The organism is Trichococcus flocculiformis (assembly GCF_963662535.1).
Lineage (GTDB): Bacteria > Bacillota > Bacilli > Lactobacillales > Aerococcaceae > Trichococcus > Trichococcus flocculiformis.
On record NZ_OY759718.1, the window covers coordinates 2,424,494 to 2,438,698 of the forward strand.

A 14,205-nucleotide genomic window follows, 5' to 3' on the forward strand; every position below is an offset into this window, starting at 1 on the left:
AACGCAACGCAAATCGTTTTTTTATAGCCTTAAACTGAAGCTTATCTATTTGCCTCGATGACTTTCACGCCGTCTTTTGTCCCGACCAAAACGGTATCCACACAGTCAAGGAACAACCCATGTTCCACGACACCGGTCAGATGGATCAAGTCTTCGGCAAGCGCTCTCGGATCCAGAATTTCGCCCAGATGGAGATCAATGATATTGTTTTTCTCATCAGTCAAATAATTCTCCCCGGTTGCAGTCTTGCGGAATTCCGGATTGTAGCCCTTCTCAGTGAATTTATTGAACAGTTGGATCGATCCGTAGCGGACGACTTCCACCGGCAGGGGAAATGCGCCAAGATGTTTCACCATTTTGCTTTCATCGACGATCCAAATGACTTCTTTTGAATTGTCGGCAACGATTTTTTCGAATAATAAGGCTCCGCCGCCACCCTTGATTCCTTGGAAATCTTCGCTGATTTCATCAGCTCCGTCCACTGTGATGTCGATGTGGGTCACTTCATCCACACTTTTTAATGGAATCCCTAACGATTCAGCCAATTCCTTCGTTTGGATTGAAGTCGTCACCCCGGTGATTGCCAGTCCTTCTTCGTTTACACGTCTACCGATTTCTTTGACAAAATAATAAGCAGTCGAGCCCGTTCCCAGACCTACTGTCATACCGTCTTTGATGTATTCTGCAGCTTTTAATCCAACCAGTTCTTTTAGTTCCATTTTCTCACGCGTTCCTTTCAGGATGATGCCATCATTATATCATACGGAAAGGAAGCGTTACTATCTTAGCCAGCGGAAACTCCGTTAGAAAGCCATTAGAATCCGCTAAAAAAGCGAAGCGGTGTTCTGTCATTCCGACAGCCTTTTCGCTATAATGAGAAGCAAGCTTTTATCAACCGATAACGAGGAGGAGATCGTCATGAGCCATACATTCAGAAGCATTTTCGATATCATCGGTCCGGTCATGGTCGGTCCTTCCAGTTCGCATACTGCAGGTGCCCTGGCCTTGGGAAAAGCGGCAGCGCAACTGTTCGAGGTCAAACCGAAAAAAGTCACGATCCATTATTACGAATCGTTTGCGGATACCCATCTCGGTCACGGCACTGATTTTGCGATCCTCGGCGGTATTCTTGGTTTTGCGGCGGATGATCCGATGATTCCGCAATCCCTGAAGATGGCCGAATCCCAAAAGATAGCCGTGACCTTCATCGAAGAAATCGGTGACTCTCCTGTTGGCCACCCGAACACAGCCACAATGGTGTTGGAGCGGGACAAGAAAAAAATTTCCGTCACGGGCAGTTCCATCGGAGGCGGCTCGATTGTTCTGAACCATGTCGCCATGGATAACTTTTCGATGCGTCTGGATGCGCATCTGCCTATCTATTTCATCCATCAGAATACGCTCCAATATCATCTTTACAGCGAAGCGGAATGGCAGAATTATTTCGCATTCAAAGGCTATCCACTGAACGATATCCGCATCTTTAGGGAGAGTGATACCGAATGGGTCGTCCTCTATCTGGATACGATCCCCACCAAAGAAATGATCTACGAAATCAACGAACTGCCTTTCATCGAAAAGGCGATACTGATCAGTTAGGAAAGAAGGAATAGCGCTTTGTATAATAAGATTGCAGAATTGGTGAAGGCCGCAGAGGAAAGCGGTAAGCCGATTTCCGAATTGATGCTGCTGCAGGAAATGGCCAAGAGCCACCGGACGCGCGAGGATATTTGGGAACAGATGCGCAACAATTACCACGTCATGAAAGCCGCAGTCGAAAAAGGTTTGGCTGGTGATGGCGTATTTTCTCCCACTGGGTTGACAGGCGGTGAAGCCGTAAAGCTGCGGAACTACCGTCAACGCGGCAACACGCTTTCAGGAGATGATCTGCTTATTGCAGTAGAAAGCGCCATCGCCACCAACGAAGTCAATGCTTCATTGGGAATCATCTGCGCCACCCCTACCGCTGGTTCATCAGGGACTTTGCCCGGTGTGATGTTCGCCATCAAGGACAAACTGGGTCTGACGGAAGAGCAGATGGTCCAGATGCTGTTCTGTGCCAGCGGTTTTGGCATGGTGATCGCAAACAATGCCATGATTGCCGGTGCTGCCGGAGGGTGCCAGGCCGAAGTCGGGAGCGCATCCGGGATGGCTGCCGCTGCGGCCGTCGAAATCGCAGGTGGCACGCCGGAGCAGGCATCGGAAGCGATGGCGATGGCTATCAGCAATCTGCTCGGCCTCGTCTGCGATCCGGTTGCCGGACTGGTCGAGATTCCCTGCGTCAAGCGCAATGCAATCGGTGCGGTCAATGCCCTGATCAGCGCCGATATGGCCTTGGCCGGACTGACGAACAAAATCCCGGCTGACGATGTCATCGAAGCGATGCGCAAAGTCGGAAAAAACCTTCCCGCCTCCCTGCGCGAAACCGGCTTGGGCGGCCTCGCAGCCACCCGCGAAGGCGTCCGCCTCAAAATGATGATCTTCGGCCAGCAACTGGAAATCAAGCCGGAATGGGTCGATGACCAGCCACCGATCAAGGCCAATCCGTTTGAATAGCAGACGTTTCTTTTCTAATTGATTGAGCTGCGATTAACCGTGCTGTATCCGCATAAAAACCAGGAATGTCCAATAACATGAAAGAATCGGACATCCAGAACACAATCCTATCAAATAAAAGAAGAACGGCTATCTCACTCGGAGATAGCCGTTCTTCTTTATTAGTGTTAGTCTTTTGCTGCGATGGCTTCGATTTCGATGACGGCATCTTTCGGTAATGCGGCAACCTGCACCAAAGAACGGGCTGGTTTATGTTCGCCGAAAAATGCAGTGTACGCACCGTTGATGGCGTCGAAATCATTGATGTCCTTCACGAACACATTCACTTTCACGATCGATTCCAACGAGCCACCACCCGCTTTGACGATCGTCAATACATTGTTCAAACTAGCTGTTGTCGCTGCGGCAGGGTCGGTTACAAGTTCTTTCGTTTCCATATCGATCGGCAATTGTCCGGATGAAAAAATAAAGCCATTTTTTCTGGTTCCTTGCGAATAAGGTCCGATCGCTGCAGGCGCTTTATCGGTACTGATGAATTTAGTCAAGAGATTCCCTTCTTTCTTTTAATCTTATTTTAATGATAGCACAACCTTGCGCAGATTGTGAAGCGGAATTTCTTCAACTGACAGTTTGAAAATCGTCTGAGTACGACTACCAAATCAATACATACCTACTTATTTCAATCAGAAATTTTGGTAACAGATATTTCCCCTGTCAATTCTTTGATATGTTCTCCCCCTGACATAGCGGTTCCCAAATCATACAATCCCCGATAACGCCCAAAGCTGCCATAATACATGACGATATTCCCCCATGGTTCGAAATAGGCAAGTGTGCCAGCAGGCCCTTCTGCACTTGGAGTGTTACTGATATTCAGTTTTGTTGGCGGATAAAATATTTTTTCGTTGTTCCCATAATTCTCCACCATTATTTTCAAGGGAAGCTGATTATAGAGCGATGCTGCCGCTACACTATTATTTAGCATAAATACAACAGTATGCGCGTTATCTTGAACTTGTATCTGCATTTTAACCCCTCCTGTCTCTGTTACTTTATAACCTTACCTCTTAACCTTAAGATGAAGTCAACCGTTTTCTCCAATAAGGGGCTGCATCAAACTAGAAAATACCACTCTAATTTTGATACAGCCCCTTTCATTTGGATTTGAATTTAAGCTCAAAAATACCCCGCCAAACCCATTTTTGGCGGGGTGAATCAGTTCAAGTCACAATCAAATACTCCGTCGTGAATTCATGTTATTTCCACTATTGTATACAAAAGTGTATGTATCATTTCCGAAACATTTTGACTTCCAGAAACAAATCGTTATACGTCCCTAGGGTTTTGGCTCCCAGATTTTCGTAGACTTCGAGTTTGTCCATGATTTCGTCGGACGGGTAGAATTGCTCGTCGCTGGTAATTTCGGGATCCATCAGCTCGATGGCATTTTGGTTCGGTGTGGCGTAGCCGACATATTCCGCGTTGATGGCCGCATTTTCAGGTTCCAGCATGAAATTGATGAAAGCGTACGCCCCTTCGATATTTTTGGCGGTCTTGGGGATGACGATGTTGTCGAACCAGAGATTGGAGCCTTCCTCAGGGATTACGTAATGAAGATTTTCATTTTCCCAAAGCATCTCGCTGGCCTCACCAGAGAAAGTCACGGCGATGGCCGCTTCCTCCTGGATCATATACATTTTTATTTCATCGGCAACGATCGCTTTGACATTCGGGGTGATACCTTTTAGTTTCTCAGCGATTTCTCCCAAAATGATCGGGTCTGTCTCGTTCAATGAGTAGCCTTCACTTTGGAGGCCCAGCCCCATCACTTCTCGCGCTCCATCGATCAAAAGCAGACTGTTCGCATAGCCCGGATCCCAAAGATCCGACCAGGAAGTGATTTCTTCCGTCACCATTTTGTCATTATAGATGATGCCCAAGGTTCCCCAGAAATAAGGGATGGAGTACTTATTGCCTTCATCGAACGGCAAATCCAGGAAACGCGGGTCAATGTTTTCCAGACCTTCGATCTTCGCGTGGTCCAGCGCAATCAGAAGGTCTTCTTCAGCCATCTTGTCGATCATGTACTCTGAAGGGATACTCAGATCGTAGGCCGTTCCACCTTGTTTTACTTTTGTGTACATCGCCTCGTTCGAATCGAACGTTTCATAAGAAACTTTATAACCTGTCTCCTCCTCGAATTTCGTGATCAGTTCCGGTTCGATATAATCACCCCAGTTGTAGATCGTCAGCGTATTCCCGTCCGAAAAGCCTTGCGCTCTGTTCAAAGCGTTTATCCCGAAAGCGATTGCCGCACAAGCAAACAAGATAACAGCCGCCATTCCCATTAATTTTTTCATCCTCTTTTCACCATCCGTTCCGAATCGGCGCTTTTTCCGATCGCCTTCATTTGCTGCGCATGCTTATTGTGCCCGTACTGTTGAATGAAATAGTAGCCCAGGACCAAAAGCAGCGTAAACAGGAACATCAGCGCACTGAGGGCATTGATTTCCAGGCTGACTCCACGGCGCGCCCGCGAATAGATTTCCACCGCTAAAGTGGTGAAGCCATTCCCCGTCACGAAAAAAGTCACCGCAAAATCATCCAAGGAATAGGTAAAGGCCATAAAGAAGCCGCTAAGGATCCCCGGAGTGATACTAGGGATCAGGATTCTGCTGAAAACCTGACCGCTGCTGGCACCCAGATCCTGAGCCGCGCTGATCATCGAATCATTCATCTCATAAAGTTTCGGCAGTACCATCAGCACGACGATCGGGATCGAAAACGCGATATGCGAGAGCAGTACAGAAGAAAATCCCAACGAAAAGCCGAGCATCGTGAACAAGATCAGTAGGCTGGCACCGATGATGACGTCCGGAGAAACCATCAGCACGTTGTTCAGACTCAAGAGCGTATTCTTTATATTACGCTTTTTCGTGTAGTATATGAAGATTGCACCCATCGTACCGATTGCAGTCGCGATAAGGGCCGACAGCAAGGCCACTAAAAAGGTATTCAAAACGATGCCGATCAAACGCGTATCCTCAAATACGGCCTGGTAATGTTCCCAGGTGAAGCCCGTGAAATCGTTCATGGTCCCGCCGGCATTGAACGAATAAAAAATCAGATAAAAGATCGGCAGATACAGAATCGTAAAAACGAGTCCAAGAAAGGCATTGTTCCACTTCGTGTTGGCTGTTCCCTTCATTTAGATCCCCTGCCCTTCTTCTTTTTGTCGCTCGTCAGGGACATGATGGCGATCATGCTGATGATCAGGATGACGCCGATTGTGGAGCCCATCCCCCAGTTCTGGGTAACCAGGAAATGCTGTTCCACAGCTGTTCCCAGCGTAATTACCCGGTTTCCCCCGATCAGCCGCGTCAGCATGAACAACGACAGCGACGGAATGAAGACGGCCTGAAAGCCGCTGCGCACACCGCTCAGCGTCAACGGAAAGATGACGCGCGTCAAAGTCTGCATCCTTGTCGCACCCAAGTCTTCGCTGGCTACGATAAGTGACGGCTTCAGTTCTTCGATCGAATTGAAGATCGGCAGGATCATGAACGGCAGCTCGATATAAGCCGCCACAAAAATGAAACTGAAGTCTGTGAACAGGATCTGTTGCGGACTTATCCCCATGAAGCCAAGGAATTGATTGACCGTCCCGCTCTGACTGAACAAACCGATGAAGGCATAGGCCTTCAGCAGCAGATTGATCCAGGTAGGCAGAATGATCAGGGACAGCCAAAGTTGCTTGTGCTTCGTCCGACTCAGGAACAACGCGGTCGGATAACTGACCAGGAACGTAACGAGTGTGATGATGAACGCATAAAGGAACGAATTCAAGGTCATCCGCAAATAATTTCCCGAAGTGAAATAATTTGCGTAGTTGGAAAAAGTGAAAGCCCCGGTGATATCGAAAAAGGACTGGTACAGGATCAACAACATCGGTGAAATAACAAACAGCCCCAACCAAAGTACGTAAGGAACAGAATAGAACGCTCTAGAATTTTTCGTCATGTCTCTTCCCCCTACTCTTCATAGCTTTCGAGACGGGCATCGAACTCTTCTTCGGATTCGCCCAGACGCATGACGTGGATGTCTTGTGGCCCGAATTGAAGCCCGACATCTTTGCCGATCTCTGCGCTCTTGGTGGAATGGATCATCCACTCGTTTCCATCCTTGTCATAACCGATAATCTCGTAGTGGACGCCGCGGAACAATTGTGTATCAATATTCACGACCAGTTTACCATTTTCGACAGTCGTCAGTTCCAGATCTTCCGGACGTATGACAATTTCGATTTTTTCGCCCGGCGTGATGCCGGCGTCGGAACATTCGAACTCTTTGCCCACGAAGCGGACTTTATAATCCTCAACCATCGTACCCGGAACGATATTGCTTTCACCGATGAAATCTGCCACGAATCGGTCGATCGGCTCGTCGTAAATGTCAACAGGCGTTCCGCTCTGGACAATTGCGCCCTTATTCATTACAAAAATCCAATCGCTCATGGCCAACGCTTCTTCCTGATCATGCGTGACAAAAATGAAAGTGATGCCAAGACGTTGCTGCAATTCCCTCAGTTCGTACTGCATGTCCGTGCGCAGCTTCAAGTCCAACGCCGACAAGGGTTCATCCAGGAGCAACACATCCGGTTCGTTGACTATAGCTCTGGCGATTGCAACCCGCTGTTGTTGGCCACCCGACATTTCACTGATTTCACGATTTTCATAGCCTTCAAGTTGGACCATTTTCAAGGCTTCTTTCACTTTTTGTATGATTTGGTCCTTAGGCATTTTCTTGATCGTCAATCCGAATGCAATGTTATCGAAAACATTCATGTGGGGAAACAAGGCATAGTCCTGGAAAACGGTATTGACTTTACGTCGGTTCGCTGGAATGTCATTTACGGTTTCGCCATTTATTTTTATGACGCCTTCGGTAGCATCCGCGAATCCGGCTATCAAACGCAGGATTGTTGTTTTTCCACAGCCGGAGGGGCCCAATAAGGTATAGAATTTGCCCTTTTCAAGTTCAAAGTTAATATCGTGCAACACAGTTTCATCATCGTACACTTTTTTTACATTCTCCAAAGTGATGATCGGTTTATCAGTCATTCTCTCACACCTTTTCCATTTAATTTAAGGAAGCTTAAAACGGCAGCCTTCCAGTATCTTCTCGCACTTTCCAACGGCATTCAGTGCTTTCATGTTAACATATAACACTATCATTATATAAGAAGTAGGCTCATTTACAATGAAACCTGAACAAAAAACGCCAGAAATGATCATTCTGACGTTTGGGACTAATATGAATTTTATTAGAACAGACGCGCAGCCCGATCGTAGTAGACGAATTTTTCCGTAAAGGAGTAAGGATCCGTCATACCGATTTGATTCGCGAAGGTGAACAATGTGGTCTCTTTCAGTGAAGCTACTTGAATCAGCCTTGGATTGATGAGGACAAAAGCGGAACTCGTATCAGCCACAATTTTCCCTTTGGCCATAACGACCGCTCTGCGGGTGTATTCGAGCATCAGATGCATATCATGCGTTACAATGACGACGGTCACGCCGTTCTGGTGGATCTGTTGGAGGAAGTGCATGATGTCTTTATAGTGACTGAAATCTTGTCCGGCGGCCGGCTCATCCAGGATGATCAGCTCAGGGTCAAGCGCCAATACGGCTGCAATCGACACCCGTTTCAGTTGGCCGAAACTCAGCATGGATAACGGTAAGTCTTTTATGTATTGCAATCCGCAGACTTTCGCAACTTCATCAACTTTCTTTTCGATCGCTTCCTCGTCCATGTTGCGCTGTCTCAGTGTTAAGGCAATTTCTGCATATACGGTTTCCTGTGACAAACTGTCTTTCGGATTCTGCGGGACATAACCTACGTAATTTTCAGCCTCATCCGCATCAATGTCGCTGATTTCATGGCCTTTCCAATAGATCCGGCCACTTTGTGGTTTTTCTTCTCCGGTCATCAAACGGGAAAGCGTCGATTTTCCGGCGCCGTTCGCACCGACAAGGCTGAGCATTTCCCCTTTGTAAATTCGGAGGAAGGCTCCATCGACGATGTCCTCGTCATTCCAAGGATATTTGAACGATAAACCATCCAGTTCCAAAAGCACTTCATCATAGTCGGCATAACGGAATTGCGGCAAATAATTCAGCCAACTCTCCATCTGTTCCTTTAATTGCGGTCCGTTCACTTTCTTTACATTCGCCAGCTCCCTGACATTGTCCAGATCGACTCCGGCATAGCGCATCGCCGTGATGTACAGCGGCTCCCTGATGCCGATATCGCTCAAAATTTCGGTACGGAGTATCTCTTCCGGCGTTGCGTCAGCGATGATCCGTCCACCGGAAAACAACAGGATGCGGTCGATTGGTTGTGCCAAAACATCTTCAAGCCTATGTTCGATGATGAGGACCGTCGTATCGCTGACGCGATGCAGATCGTCGATGAATTTCATGGCCAAATCCCCGGAACTCGGGTCCAGATTCGCTAATGGCTCATCAAATAAAATCAATGGTTTGCCATCCAAGGAGATACCCGCCATTGTGATGTCACCCAATTGCTGTTCCGACAATTTCATGAAACTGCGCTTCAGATAAGGCCGTTTCTGCAAAAATTCGTGCCAATTCTCCAGTTTTTTCAAATCTTCAGCGGAACGGAATGGAATTTGTTGTTTCACTCCAAATTTTCCCATCTGATCTGCGTGGGGAATCATGCTATTCTTTATCAGCTTCATTTCATTCGGAAGAAAATCTTCAAAAGGGGCTACTGTTTGGTCAACCTGATGGTGAAAGAGGATATTTCCACTCACATCGCCGTTCTCTTCACTCGGCAATACGCCTGTAAGGCAGCGGGCAAAGGTCGTTTTCCCCGATCCGCTAGGGCCGAGCACAAGTATTTTTTCCCCTTCGTAGATAGTGACATTCAGTTCTTCCAAAGTCGGTTCGTTTTGATCTGAATAAGTGAAACTAAAGTTCTGAAAAGATATCAGTGGTCTTCGCATGGCTATCCTCCTTCATTAGTATATTCAAAAAATAATTAAGTGCTATCCAAAAAAGAGCTGAATGTTCACACCCAGCCTTCTTTTCACCTATACGCTTCCCACTTTATCTTCTCCGATGATCCGGACTTCCGTTTCCAATGGCACGCCATAATGCTCCATTATGACTTTTTTGATATGCGCTATCAGTTCAATGTAGTCGGTTGCTGTAGCTTGATTGATGTTCACGATGAAACCTGCATGCTTCATCGAAACCTGCGCCCCGCCCCACGTCAATCCCTGAAGACCCGCTTCTTGAATCAATTTACCTGTGAAATATCCGGTTGGCCGTTTGAAGACACTCCCACATGAGGGATATTCCAACGGCTGCTTCGACTCGCGCAAGGCAGTCAATTCATCCATTCGGGCTTTGATCGCTTCGTGCTTGCCTTTTTCCAGATCGAAGACAACTTCGAGAACGATTTCGTTCGTTTCCTGAAGTTTACTATGGCGATAGGAAAACTCAAGTTCATCCTTCGAGTAGGTTTTTATTTTGCCTTCGCGGGTGATCACCACGACGGATTCGATGACTTCTTCAACTTCACCATCGTATGCTCCAGCATTCATATAGACCGCTCCGCCGACGCTACCAGGAATGCCGCATGCGAATTCCAAGCCGCTCAACCGCTCCGCTAAAGCCATTCGGGAAGCATCGATCAAACGTGCGCCGCTCTGGACAGTCAACCGATGGCGTTTCACTTCCATGTGGTCCATTTCCGTCAGGATCATAACGATACCGCGGACGCCGCCATCCTTGATGATGACATTACTGGAGTTGCCCAATACCGTCAAAGGAACTTGTTTCTCGTTCACCCAAGAGACAACAGCCGCAACCTCATCTTTGGACTTTGGAAAGACAAGCACATCTGCTGGGCCGCCTGTTTTTGTATATGTATAGTGTGACAATTTTTCATTCTCTTTAACGATCATTTCAGGAAACTGTTGTTTTATTTCCTTTCCCAACATTCATTTCACCCACTAAATTTATTTATGTAGTCCATTTTAACATCACTTAATACCGATTTGTATCAAATTAGTAAGCGGCAGCAATTAATTATAGGCTTTTAACCTTTAATTAACCTAATTTTAATAAAAATCAATTATGCACCTATTCATGCTATTCTAACACAAGTTTATGAAATAATTTACAATTTAATCAATTTGAAACAGCATTGTTAGATAACGGGAATCCATTTTCGTCTTTGAACGTTTCTTTCAGCCCTCTTCTTTGCGATTAGAACGTGCAGGTATGGTAAAATAGGATAGATAATAGATAAAGGAGGCTGCTCTATGCAACCGAAACAAATCAGAAACGGGATCACTTTTACACTCTTGTCGATCCTATATCCGCTTTACCTTTTTACCACCAAAGATCCTGATTCAGTATCCACTACATCATTAGCGTTGGCGCTGTTTTTGCCGCTAGTTGGAACGATTTTTGCGCTGAACATCCCGGAACCGAAAATGAAATGGTCTTTGGCTGTCCTCAACCTGATCATTTTCATCCTGTTCCTTTATTATACGTTTGCGTTACGTTAAGGTAGGTGGACAAAATGGAACTGAAATTTGTCTCATGGAACGTCAATGGCTTGCGGGCAATCGTAAACAAGAACTTTGCGGATATTTTTTCGGACTTCGATGCTGATTTCTTCTGTCTGCAGGAAACAAAACTGCAGGAAGGACAGATCGAGCTAGCATTTCCCGGATATGAATCCTACTGGAATTATGCCGATCGCAAAGGCTATTCAGGAACCGCGATATACACGAAACATACCCCGCTCTCTGTCCGATTAGGCATCAGCGTTGCCGAACATGATTCGGAAGGACGCGTCATCACCTTGGAGTATGGCGATTTCTTCCTGGTCAACGTCTACACCCCGAATTCACAGGAGCAGCTGAAGCGGTTGGACTACCGGATGCATTGGGAAACGGCCTTTCTGGCTTATCTGAAGGGCCTGGAGACAGAAAAACCGGTCATTGTCTGCGGTGACCTCAACGTTGCCCACGAAAACATCGATCTGAAGAATTGGAAAACGAACCGCAAAAACGCGGGCTTTTCGGACGAGGAACGCGCCAAGTTCAGCGAAATGATGGCGAACGGATTCATCGATACTTTCCGCTACTTCCATCCGGATGCGGAAGGCAGATATTCCTGGTGGAGTTACCGCTTCAACGCCCGCAAAAACAATGCAGGTTGGCGGATCGACTACTTCCTGGTATCGGAAGCTTTGAAGGATGCCCTGGTCGACGCGGATATCCATGAAAATATCTTCGGAAGCGACCATTGCCCGGTATCGCTGAAGCTTTCGCTGTAGTAACGAAATATCAGAAGCATCAATCAGTCGGGAGGAATGGAATATGGATTTTCAAAATCGTGTAGTCGTGGTGACTGGCGGAGCAAACGGCATCGGCCGAGCCACGGTGGAATCATTTTTGGCTGCGGGGGCCGCTGTCGCATTCGTGGACACGGATAAGGAAGCCGGCCAAAAGATCGTTTCCCGTTTCGCAACGAACGATGTCTATTTCCATCACGGAGACATCGCTGAGGAGGCTGCCCTTCACGCTTTTGCGGAAGCCGTCAAGCAACGCTTCGGCAAAGTCGATTATCTGGTGAACAACGCCTGCATCAGCAAAAAAGGAATCCTGTCGGCGTGTTCCTTTCAGGACTTCAATTATGTCCTGGCATTGGGCATCACAGCTCCATACCTGTTGACGAGCTTATTTTTACCGGTGTTCACAGCTGGCGCCTCGGTCGTGAACATCGCATCAAGCCGCGGTTTCATGTCGCAAAAGGACACCGAAAGTTACTCGGCGGCTAAAGGCGGCATCCTCGCGTTGACGCACGCCCTCAGTATCTCATTGGCCGGGAAAGCCCGGGTCAATTCCATCAGCCCGGGTTGGATCGACACGGGTTCCTTCCATAAAGAGGAAAACTATCAACCGGACTATGAAGCCGCGGATCTCCTGCAGCATCCCGTCGGCCGTGTCGGTGTGCCGGATGATATCGTACAGATGATCCGTTTCCTCTGCAGCGACGCAGCCGGCTTCATCACCGGACAGAATTTCACTGTCGATGGCGGGATGTCCAAGCTCATGATCTACCACAACGACCATGGCTGGACCTATAATCCCGAAGCTGAATGATCGGCCAGGTTGGGTGAACGCGCATGCTGAACTACCCACAAAAATAAGCAGGACGACCTTCATATGAAAGGTATCCTGCTTATTTTTGTTATCCGGCCCGAATCAATTCGGTCGGCCTTATTTTCCCGGAAACTGCTTCACGAACCATTGTGCAGCCAACTCGGCAACCTGTTCCAGTGTCCCGGCTTCTTCGAACAGGTGGGTGGCTCCCGGAATAAGGGTCATTTCTTTTTCGCAGTTCAGTAATGCGTAGGCCTGCTCATTCAGCTCGATTACGCCGTCATCATAGCCACCCACCAACAACAACGTCGGGGCTGTGACTTTGGCCAAATATGCTTTCGCCAAATCCGGACGTCCGCCTCGCGAAACAACGGCCTTGATTTCATCGCCTAACGCAGCTGCCGATTGCAGAGCAGCTGCCGCTCCCGTACTGGATCCGAAATACCCGATCGGCAACTGTTTCGTTTCATCCTGCTGCTTGGCCCAATTCTCGGCAAGCGTCAACCGCTGAGCCAACAGATCGATATCAAAACGCTTGTCGGTCCACTCGCTTTCTGCTTCCGTCAACAAATCCAACAACAAAGTGGACAAGCCATGTGCCCGCAGTACGCTGGCCACGTATTTGTTGCGCACACTGTGTCGGCTGCTGCCGCTACCGTGGGCAAAAATGACAAGGCCTTTCGGGTCTCTGTGCAGGACCAAATCACCCATCAAGGTGACGCCCGCACCGGTTATCCTGACTGCCGTTTCTGGATCACTCATCTGCCTTCTCCTCCTTCACATGCATACTTCGGAGTAAGGCGACGACCTCATTGTCGTCAAGCTGATCGAAGCGGACATAGTAGGCCCCCACCGCTCCGAGATAGTCATCCGTCCGCTCCAAGGCAACGACTGCATCCACCATCTGGTCCATCTTTTTCGCGGTATCCTCCGGTGTGACCGGAACCGCCACGACGATGCGTTTCGGATTCCGCTTTTTGAGGGCCGCTATCGAGGCGAACATCGTGAATCCGGTCGCGATGCCGTCATCCACGATGATGGCCGTTTTTCCTCCGAGGGACTGGATGTTCGCTGCTCCGACATATGTTTCCCTGCGCCGTTTGATTTCCTGACGAAGCCGCTTCAGCTCCCATTCCAACCAATGCTTGTCCAGCACCCCATGCTCGCCCGGATTGAAGATCGGATCCGCACCCTCTGTGATGGCCCCGATGGCATATTCAGGATTGAATGGGTGTCCGATTTTTTTGGTAATGAGCAAATCCAACGGTGCCGCCAATTTCTTGGCGATCTCCACGCCCAAAGGCACTCCCCCTCGAGGCAAAGCAAATACGACGATATCTTCTCCGCGGTACTTCTCCAAAGCTTCCGCCAGCAGCATGCCGGCCTCTTTACGATCGTTAAAAAGCATAACGTTCCCTCCTTGTCCGACAATATCTTCCCAT

16 protein-coding genes are annotated in these 14,205 nt (G+C 48.0%); 5 read left to right on the plus strand and 11 right to left on the minus strand.

Annotated elements, in window-relative coordinates:
- Positions 1 to 41 precede the first annotated feature (41 nt).
- Positions 42 to 719 (minus strand): ribose-5-phosphate isomerase RpiA, encoded by a 678-nt coding sequence (gene rpiA, locus ACKPCD_RS11545; protein WP_321433284.1) that lies wholly within the window; start codon positions 717 to 719, stop codon positions 42 to 44.
- Between the two features lie 199 nt (positions 720 to 918).
- Here rpiA and ACKPCD_RS11550 point away from each other — a divergent pair, with 199 nt between their 5' ends.
- The gene (locus ACKPCD_RS11550) at positions 919 to 1,599 is read left to right on the plus strand and encodes a serine dehydratase beta chain (protein WP_288925952.1); all 681 of its coding nucleotides are present in this window, start codon (positions 919 to 921) and stop codon (positions 1,597 to 1,599) included.
- An 18-nt stretch (positions 1,600 to 1,617) separates the two neighbouring features.
- Positions 1,618 to 2,556 (plus strand): L-serine ammonia-lyase, iron-sulfur-dependent, subunit alpha, encoded by a 939-nt coding sequence (gene sdaAA, locus ACKPCD_RS11555; protein WP_068558507.1) that lies wholly within the window; start codon positions 1,618 to 1,620, stop codon positions 2,554 to 2,556.
- 167 nt (positions 2,557 to 2,723) lie between these two features.
- Here sdaAA and ACKPCD_RS11560 read toward each other — a convergent pair whose 3' ends face one another.
- From ACKPCD_RS11560 to murB, 8 genes are all read right to left on the minus strand, one after another.
- Positions 2,724 to 3,101, minus strand: coding sequence for a Rid family detoxifying hydrolase (locus ACKPCD_RS11560; RefSeq protein ID WP_068558514.1), 378 nt, complete (start codon positions 3,099 to 3,101; stop codon positions 2,724 to 2,726).
- A 134-nt stretch (positions 3,102 to 3,235) separates the two neighbouring features.
- Positions 3,236 to 3,583 (minus strand): cyclophilin-like fold protein, encoded by a 348-nt coding sequence (locus tag ACKPCD_RS11565; protein WP_321433285.1) that lies wholly within the window; start codon positions 3,581 to 3,583, stop codon positions 3,236 to 3,238.
- 262 nt (positions 3,584 to 3,845) lie between these two features.
- Positions 3,846 to 4,916: an ABC transporter substrate-binding protein gene (locus tag ACKPCD_RS11570; protein WP_321433286.1), complete on the minus strand. Its 1,071-nt coding sequence runs from the start codon at positions 4,914 to 4,916 to the stop codon at positions 3,846 to 3,848.
- Entirely contained in the window at positions 4,913 to 5,764 is an 852-nt protein-coding gene (locus ACKPCD_RS11575) for an ABC transporter permease (protein ID WP_068558521.1), read from the minus strand. Before ACKPCD_RS11575 ends, ACKPCD_RS11570 begins: the two co-directional genes overlap by 4 nt.
- Complete coding sequence (locus tag ACKPCD_RS11580; RefSeq protein ID WP_068558524.1) at positions 5,761 to 6,576, minus strand: ABC transporter permease; 816 nt, start codon at positions 6,574 to 6,576, stop codon at positions 5,761 to 5,763. The genes ACKPCD_RS11575 and ACKPCD_RS11580 overlap by 4 nt, the downstream gene beginning before the upstream one ends.
- Positions 6,577 to 6,587: 11 nt before the next feature.
- Positions 6,588 to 7,676, minus strand: a complete 1,089-nt coding sequence (locus ACKPCD_RS11585) for an ABC transporter ATP-binding protein (RefSeq protein ID WP_321433287.1) — start codon at positions 7,674 to 7,676, stop codon at positions 6,588 to 6,590.
- Positions 7,677 to 7,879: 203 nt separating this feature from the next.
- Entirely contained in the window at positions 7,880 to 9,583 is a 1,704-nt protein-coding gene (locus ACKPCD_RS11590) for an ABC transporter ATP-binding protein (protein WP_321433288.1), read from the minus strand.
- Positions 9,584 to 9,670: 87 nt separating this feature from the next.
- Entirely contained in the window at positions 9,671 to 10,585 is a 915-nt protein-coding gene (gene murB, locus ACKPCD_RS11595; protein WP_321433289.1) for a UDP-N-acetylmuramate dehydrogenase, read from the minus strand.
- A 324-nt stretch (positions 10,586 to 10,909) separates the two neighbouring features.
- Between murB and ACKPCD_RS11600 the strand changes: the two genes are divergently transcribed.
- From ACKPCD_RS11600 to ACKPCD_RS11610, 3 genes are read left to right on the plus strand one after another with little or no spacing between them, the layout of a single operon-like run.
- A complete protein-coding gene (locus tag ACKPCD_RS11600) occupies positions 10,910 to 11,158 on the plus strand; it encodes a hypothetical protein (protein ID WP_321433290.1) in 249 nt (82 codons plus the stop codon).
- Positions 11,159 to 11,178: 20 nt separating this feature from the next.
- Positions 11,179 to 11,934 (plus strand): exodeoxyribonuclease III, encoded by a 756-nt coding sequence (locus ACKPCD_RS11605; RefSeq protein WP_321434565.1) that lies wholly within the window; start codon positions 11,179 to 11,181, stop codon positions 11,932 to 11,934.
- A gap of 43 nt (positions 11,935 to 11,977) precedes the next feature.
- Positions 11,978 to 12,763 carry an SDR family oxidoreductase gene (locus ACKPCD_RS11610; RefSeq protein WP_321433291.1) on the plus strand — a complete coding sequence of 262 codons (786 nt, stop codon included), beginning with the start codon at positions 11,978 to 11,980 and terminating at the stop codon, positions 12,761 to 12,763.
- Positions 12,764 to 12,880: 117 nt separating this feature from the next.
- On the opposite strand, the gene ACKPCD_RS11615 is transcribed toward ACKPCD_RS11610, so the two are convergent.
- Positions 12,881 to 13,525, minus strand: a complete 645-nt coding sequence (locus ACKPCD_RS11615) for a dienelactone hydrolase family protein (RefSeq protein WP_086989777.1) — start codon at positions 13,523 to 13,525, stop codon at positions 12,881 to 12,883.
- Entirely contained in the window at positions 13,518 to 14,171 is a 654-nt protein-coding gene (locus tag ACKPCD_RS11620) for a phosphoribosyltransferase (RefSeq protein ID WP_321433292.1), read from the minus strand. The genes ACKPCD_RS11615 and ACKPCD_RS11620 overlap by 8 nt, the downstream gene beginning before the upstream one ends.
- Positions 14,172 to 14,205: the final 34 nt, after the last annotated feature.

Excerpts from the sequence above, each read along its gene's own strand:
- rpiA (WP_321433284.1), bottom strand. The coding sequence starts at position 719 with ATGGAACTAAAAGAACTGGTTGGATTAAAAGCTGCAGAATACATCAAA.
- ACKPCD_RS11550 (WP_288925952.1), top strand. The coding sequence starts at position 919 with ATGAGCCATACATTCAGAAGCATTTTCGATATCATCGGTCCGGTCATG.
- ACKPCD_RS11565 (WP_321433285.1), bottom strand. The coding sequence starts at position 3,583 with ATGCAGATACAAGTTCAAGATAACGCGCATACTGTTGTATTTATGCTA.
- ACKPCD_RS11570 (WP_321433286.1), bottom strand. The coding sequence starts at position 4,916 with ATGAAAAAATTAATGGGAATGGCGGCTGTTATCTTGTTTGCTTGTGCG.
- ACKPCD_RS11575 (WP_068558521.1), bottom strand. The coding sequence starts at position 5,764 with ATGAAGGGAACAGCCAACACGAAGTGGAACAATGCCTTTCTTGGACTC.
- ACKPCD_RS11580 (WP_068558524.1), bottom strand. The coding sequence starts at position 6,576 with ATGACGAAAAATTCTAGAGCGTTCTATTCTGTTCCTTACGTACTTTGG.
- ACKPCD_RS11585 (WP_321433287.1), bottom strand. The coding sequence starts at position 7,676 with ATGACTGATAAACCGATCATCACTTTGGAGAATGTAAAAAAAGTGTAC.
- ACKPCD_RS11590 (WP_321433288.1), bottom strand. The coding sequence starts at position 9,583 with ATGCGAAGACCACTGATATCTTTTCAGAACTTTAGTTTCACTTATTCA.
- murB (WP_321433289.1), bottom strand. The coding sequence starts at position 10,585 with ATGTTGGGAAAGGAAATAAAACAACAGTTTCCTGAAATGATCGTTAAA.
- ACKPCD_RS11600 (WP_321433290.1), top strand. The coding sequence starts at position 10,910 with ATGCAACCGAAACAAATCAGAAACGGGATCACTTTTACACTCTTGTCG.
- ACKPCD_RS11610 (WP_321433291.1), top strand. The coding sequence starts at position 11,978 with ATGGATTTTCAAAATCGTGTAGTCGTGGTGACTGGCGGAGCAAACGGC.
- ACKPCD_RS11615 (WP_086989777.1), bottom strand. The coding sequence starts at position 13,525 with ATGAGTGATCCAGAAACGGCAGTCAGGATAACCGGTGCGGGCGTCACC.
- ACKPCD_RS11620 (WP_321433292.1), bottom strand. The coding sequence starts at position 14,171 with ATGCTTTTTAACGATCGTAAAGAGGCCGGCATGCTGCTGGCGGAAGCT.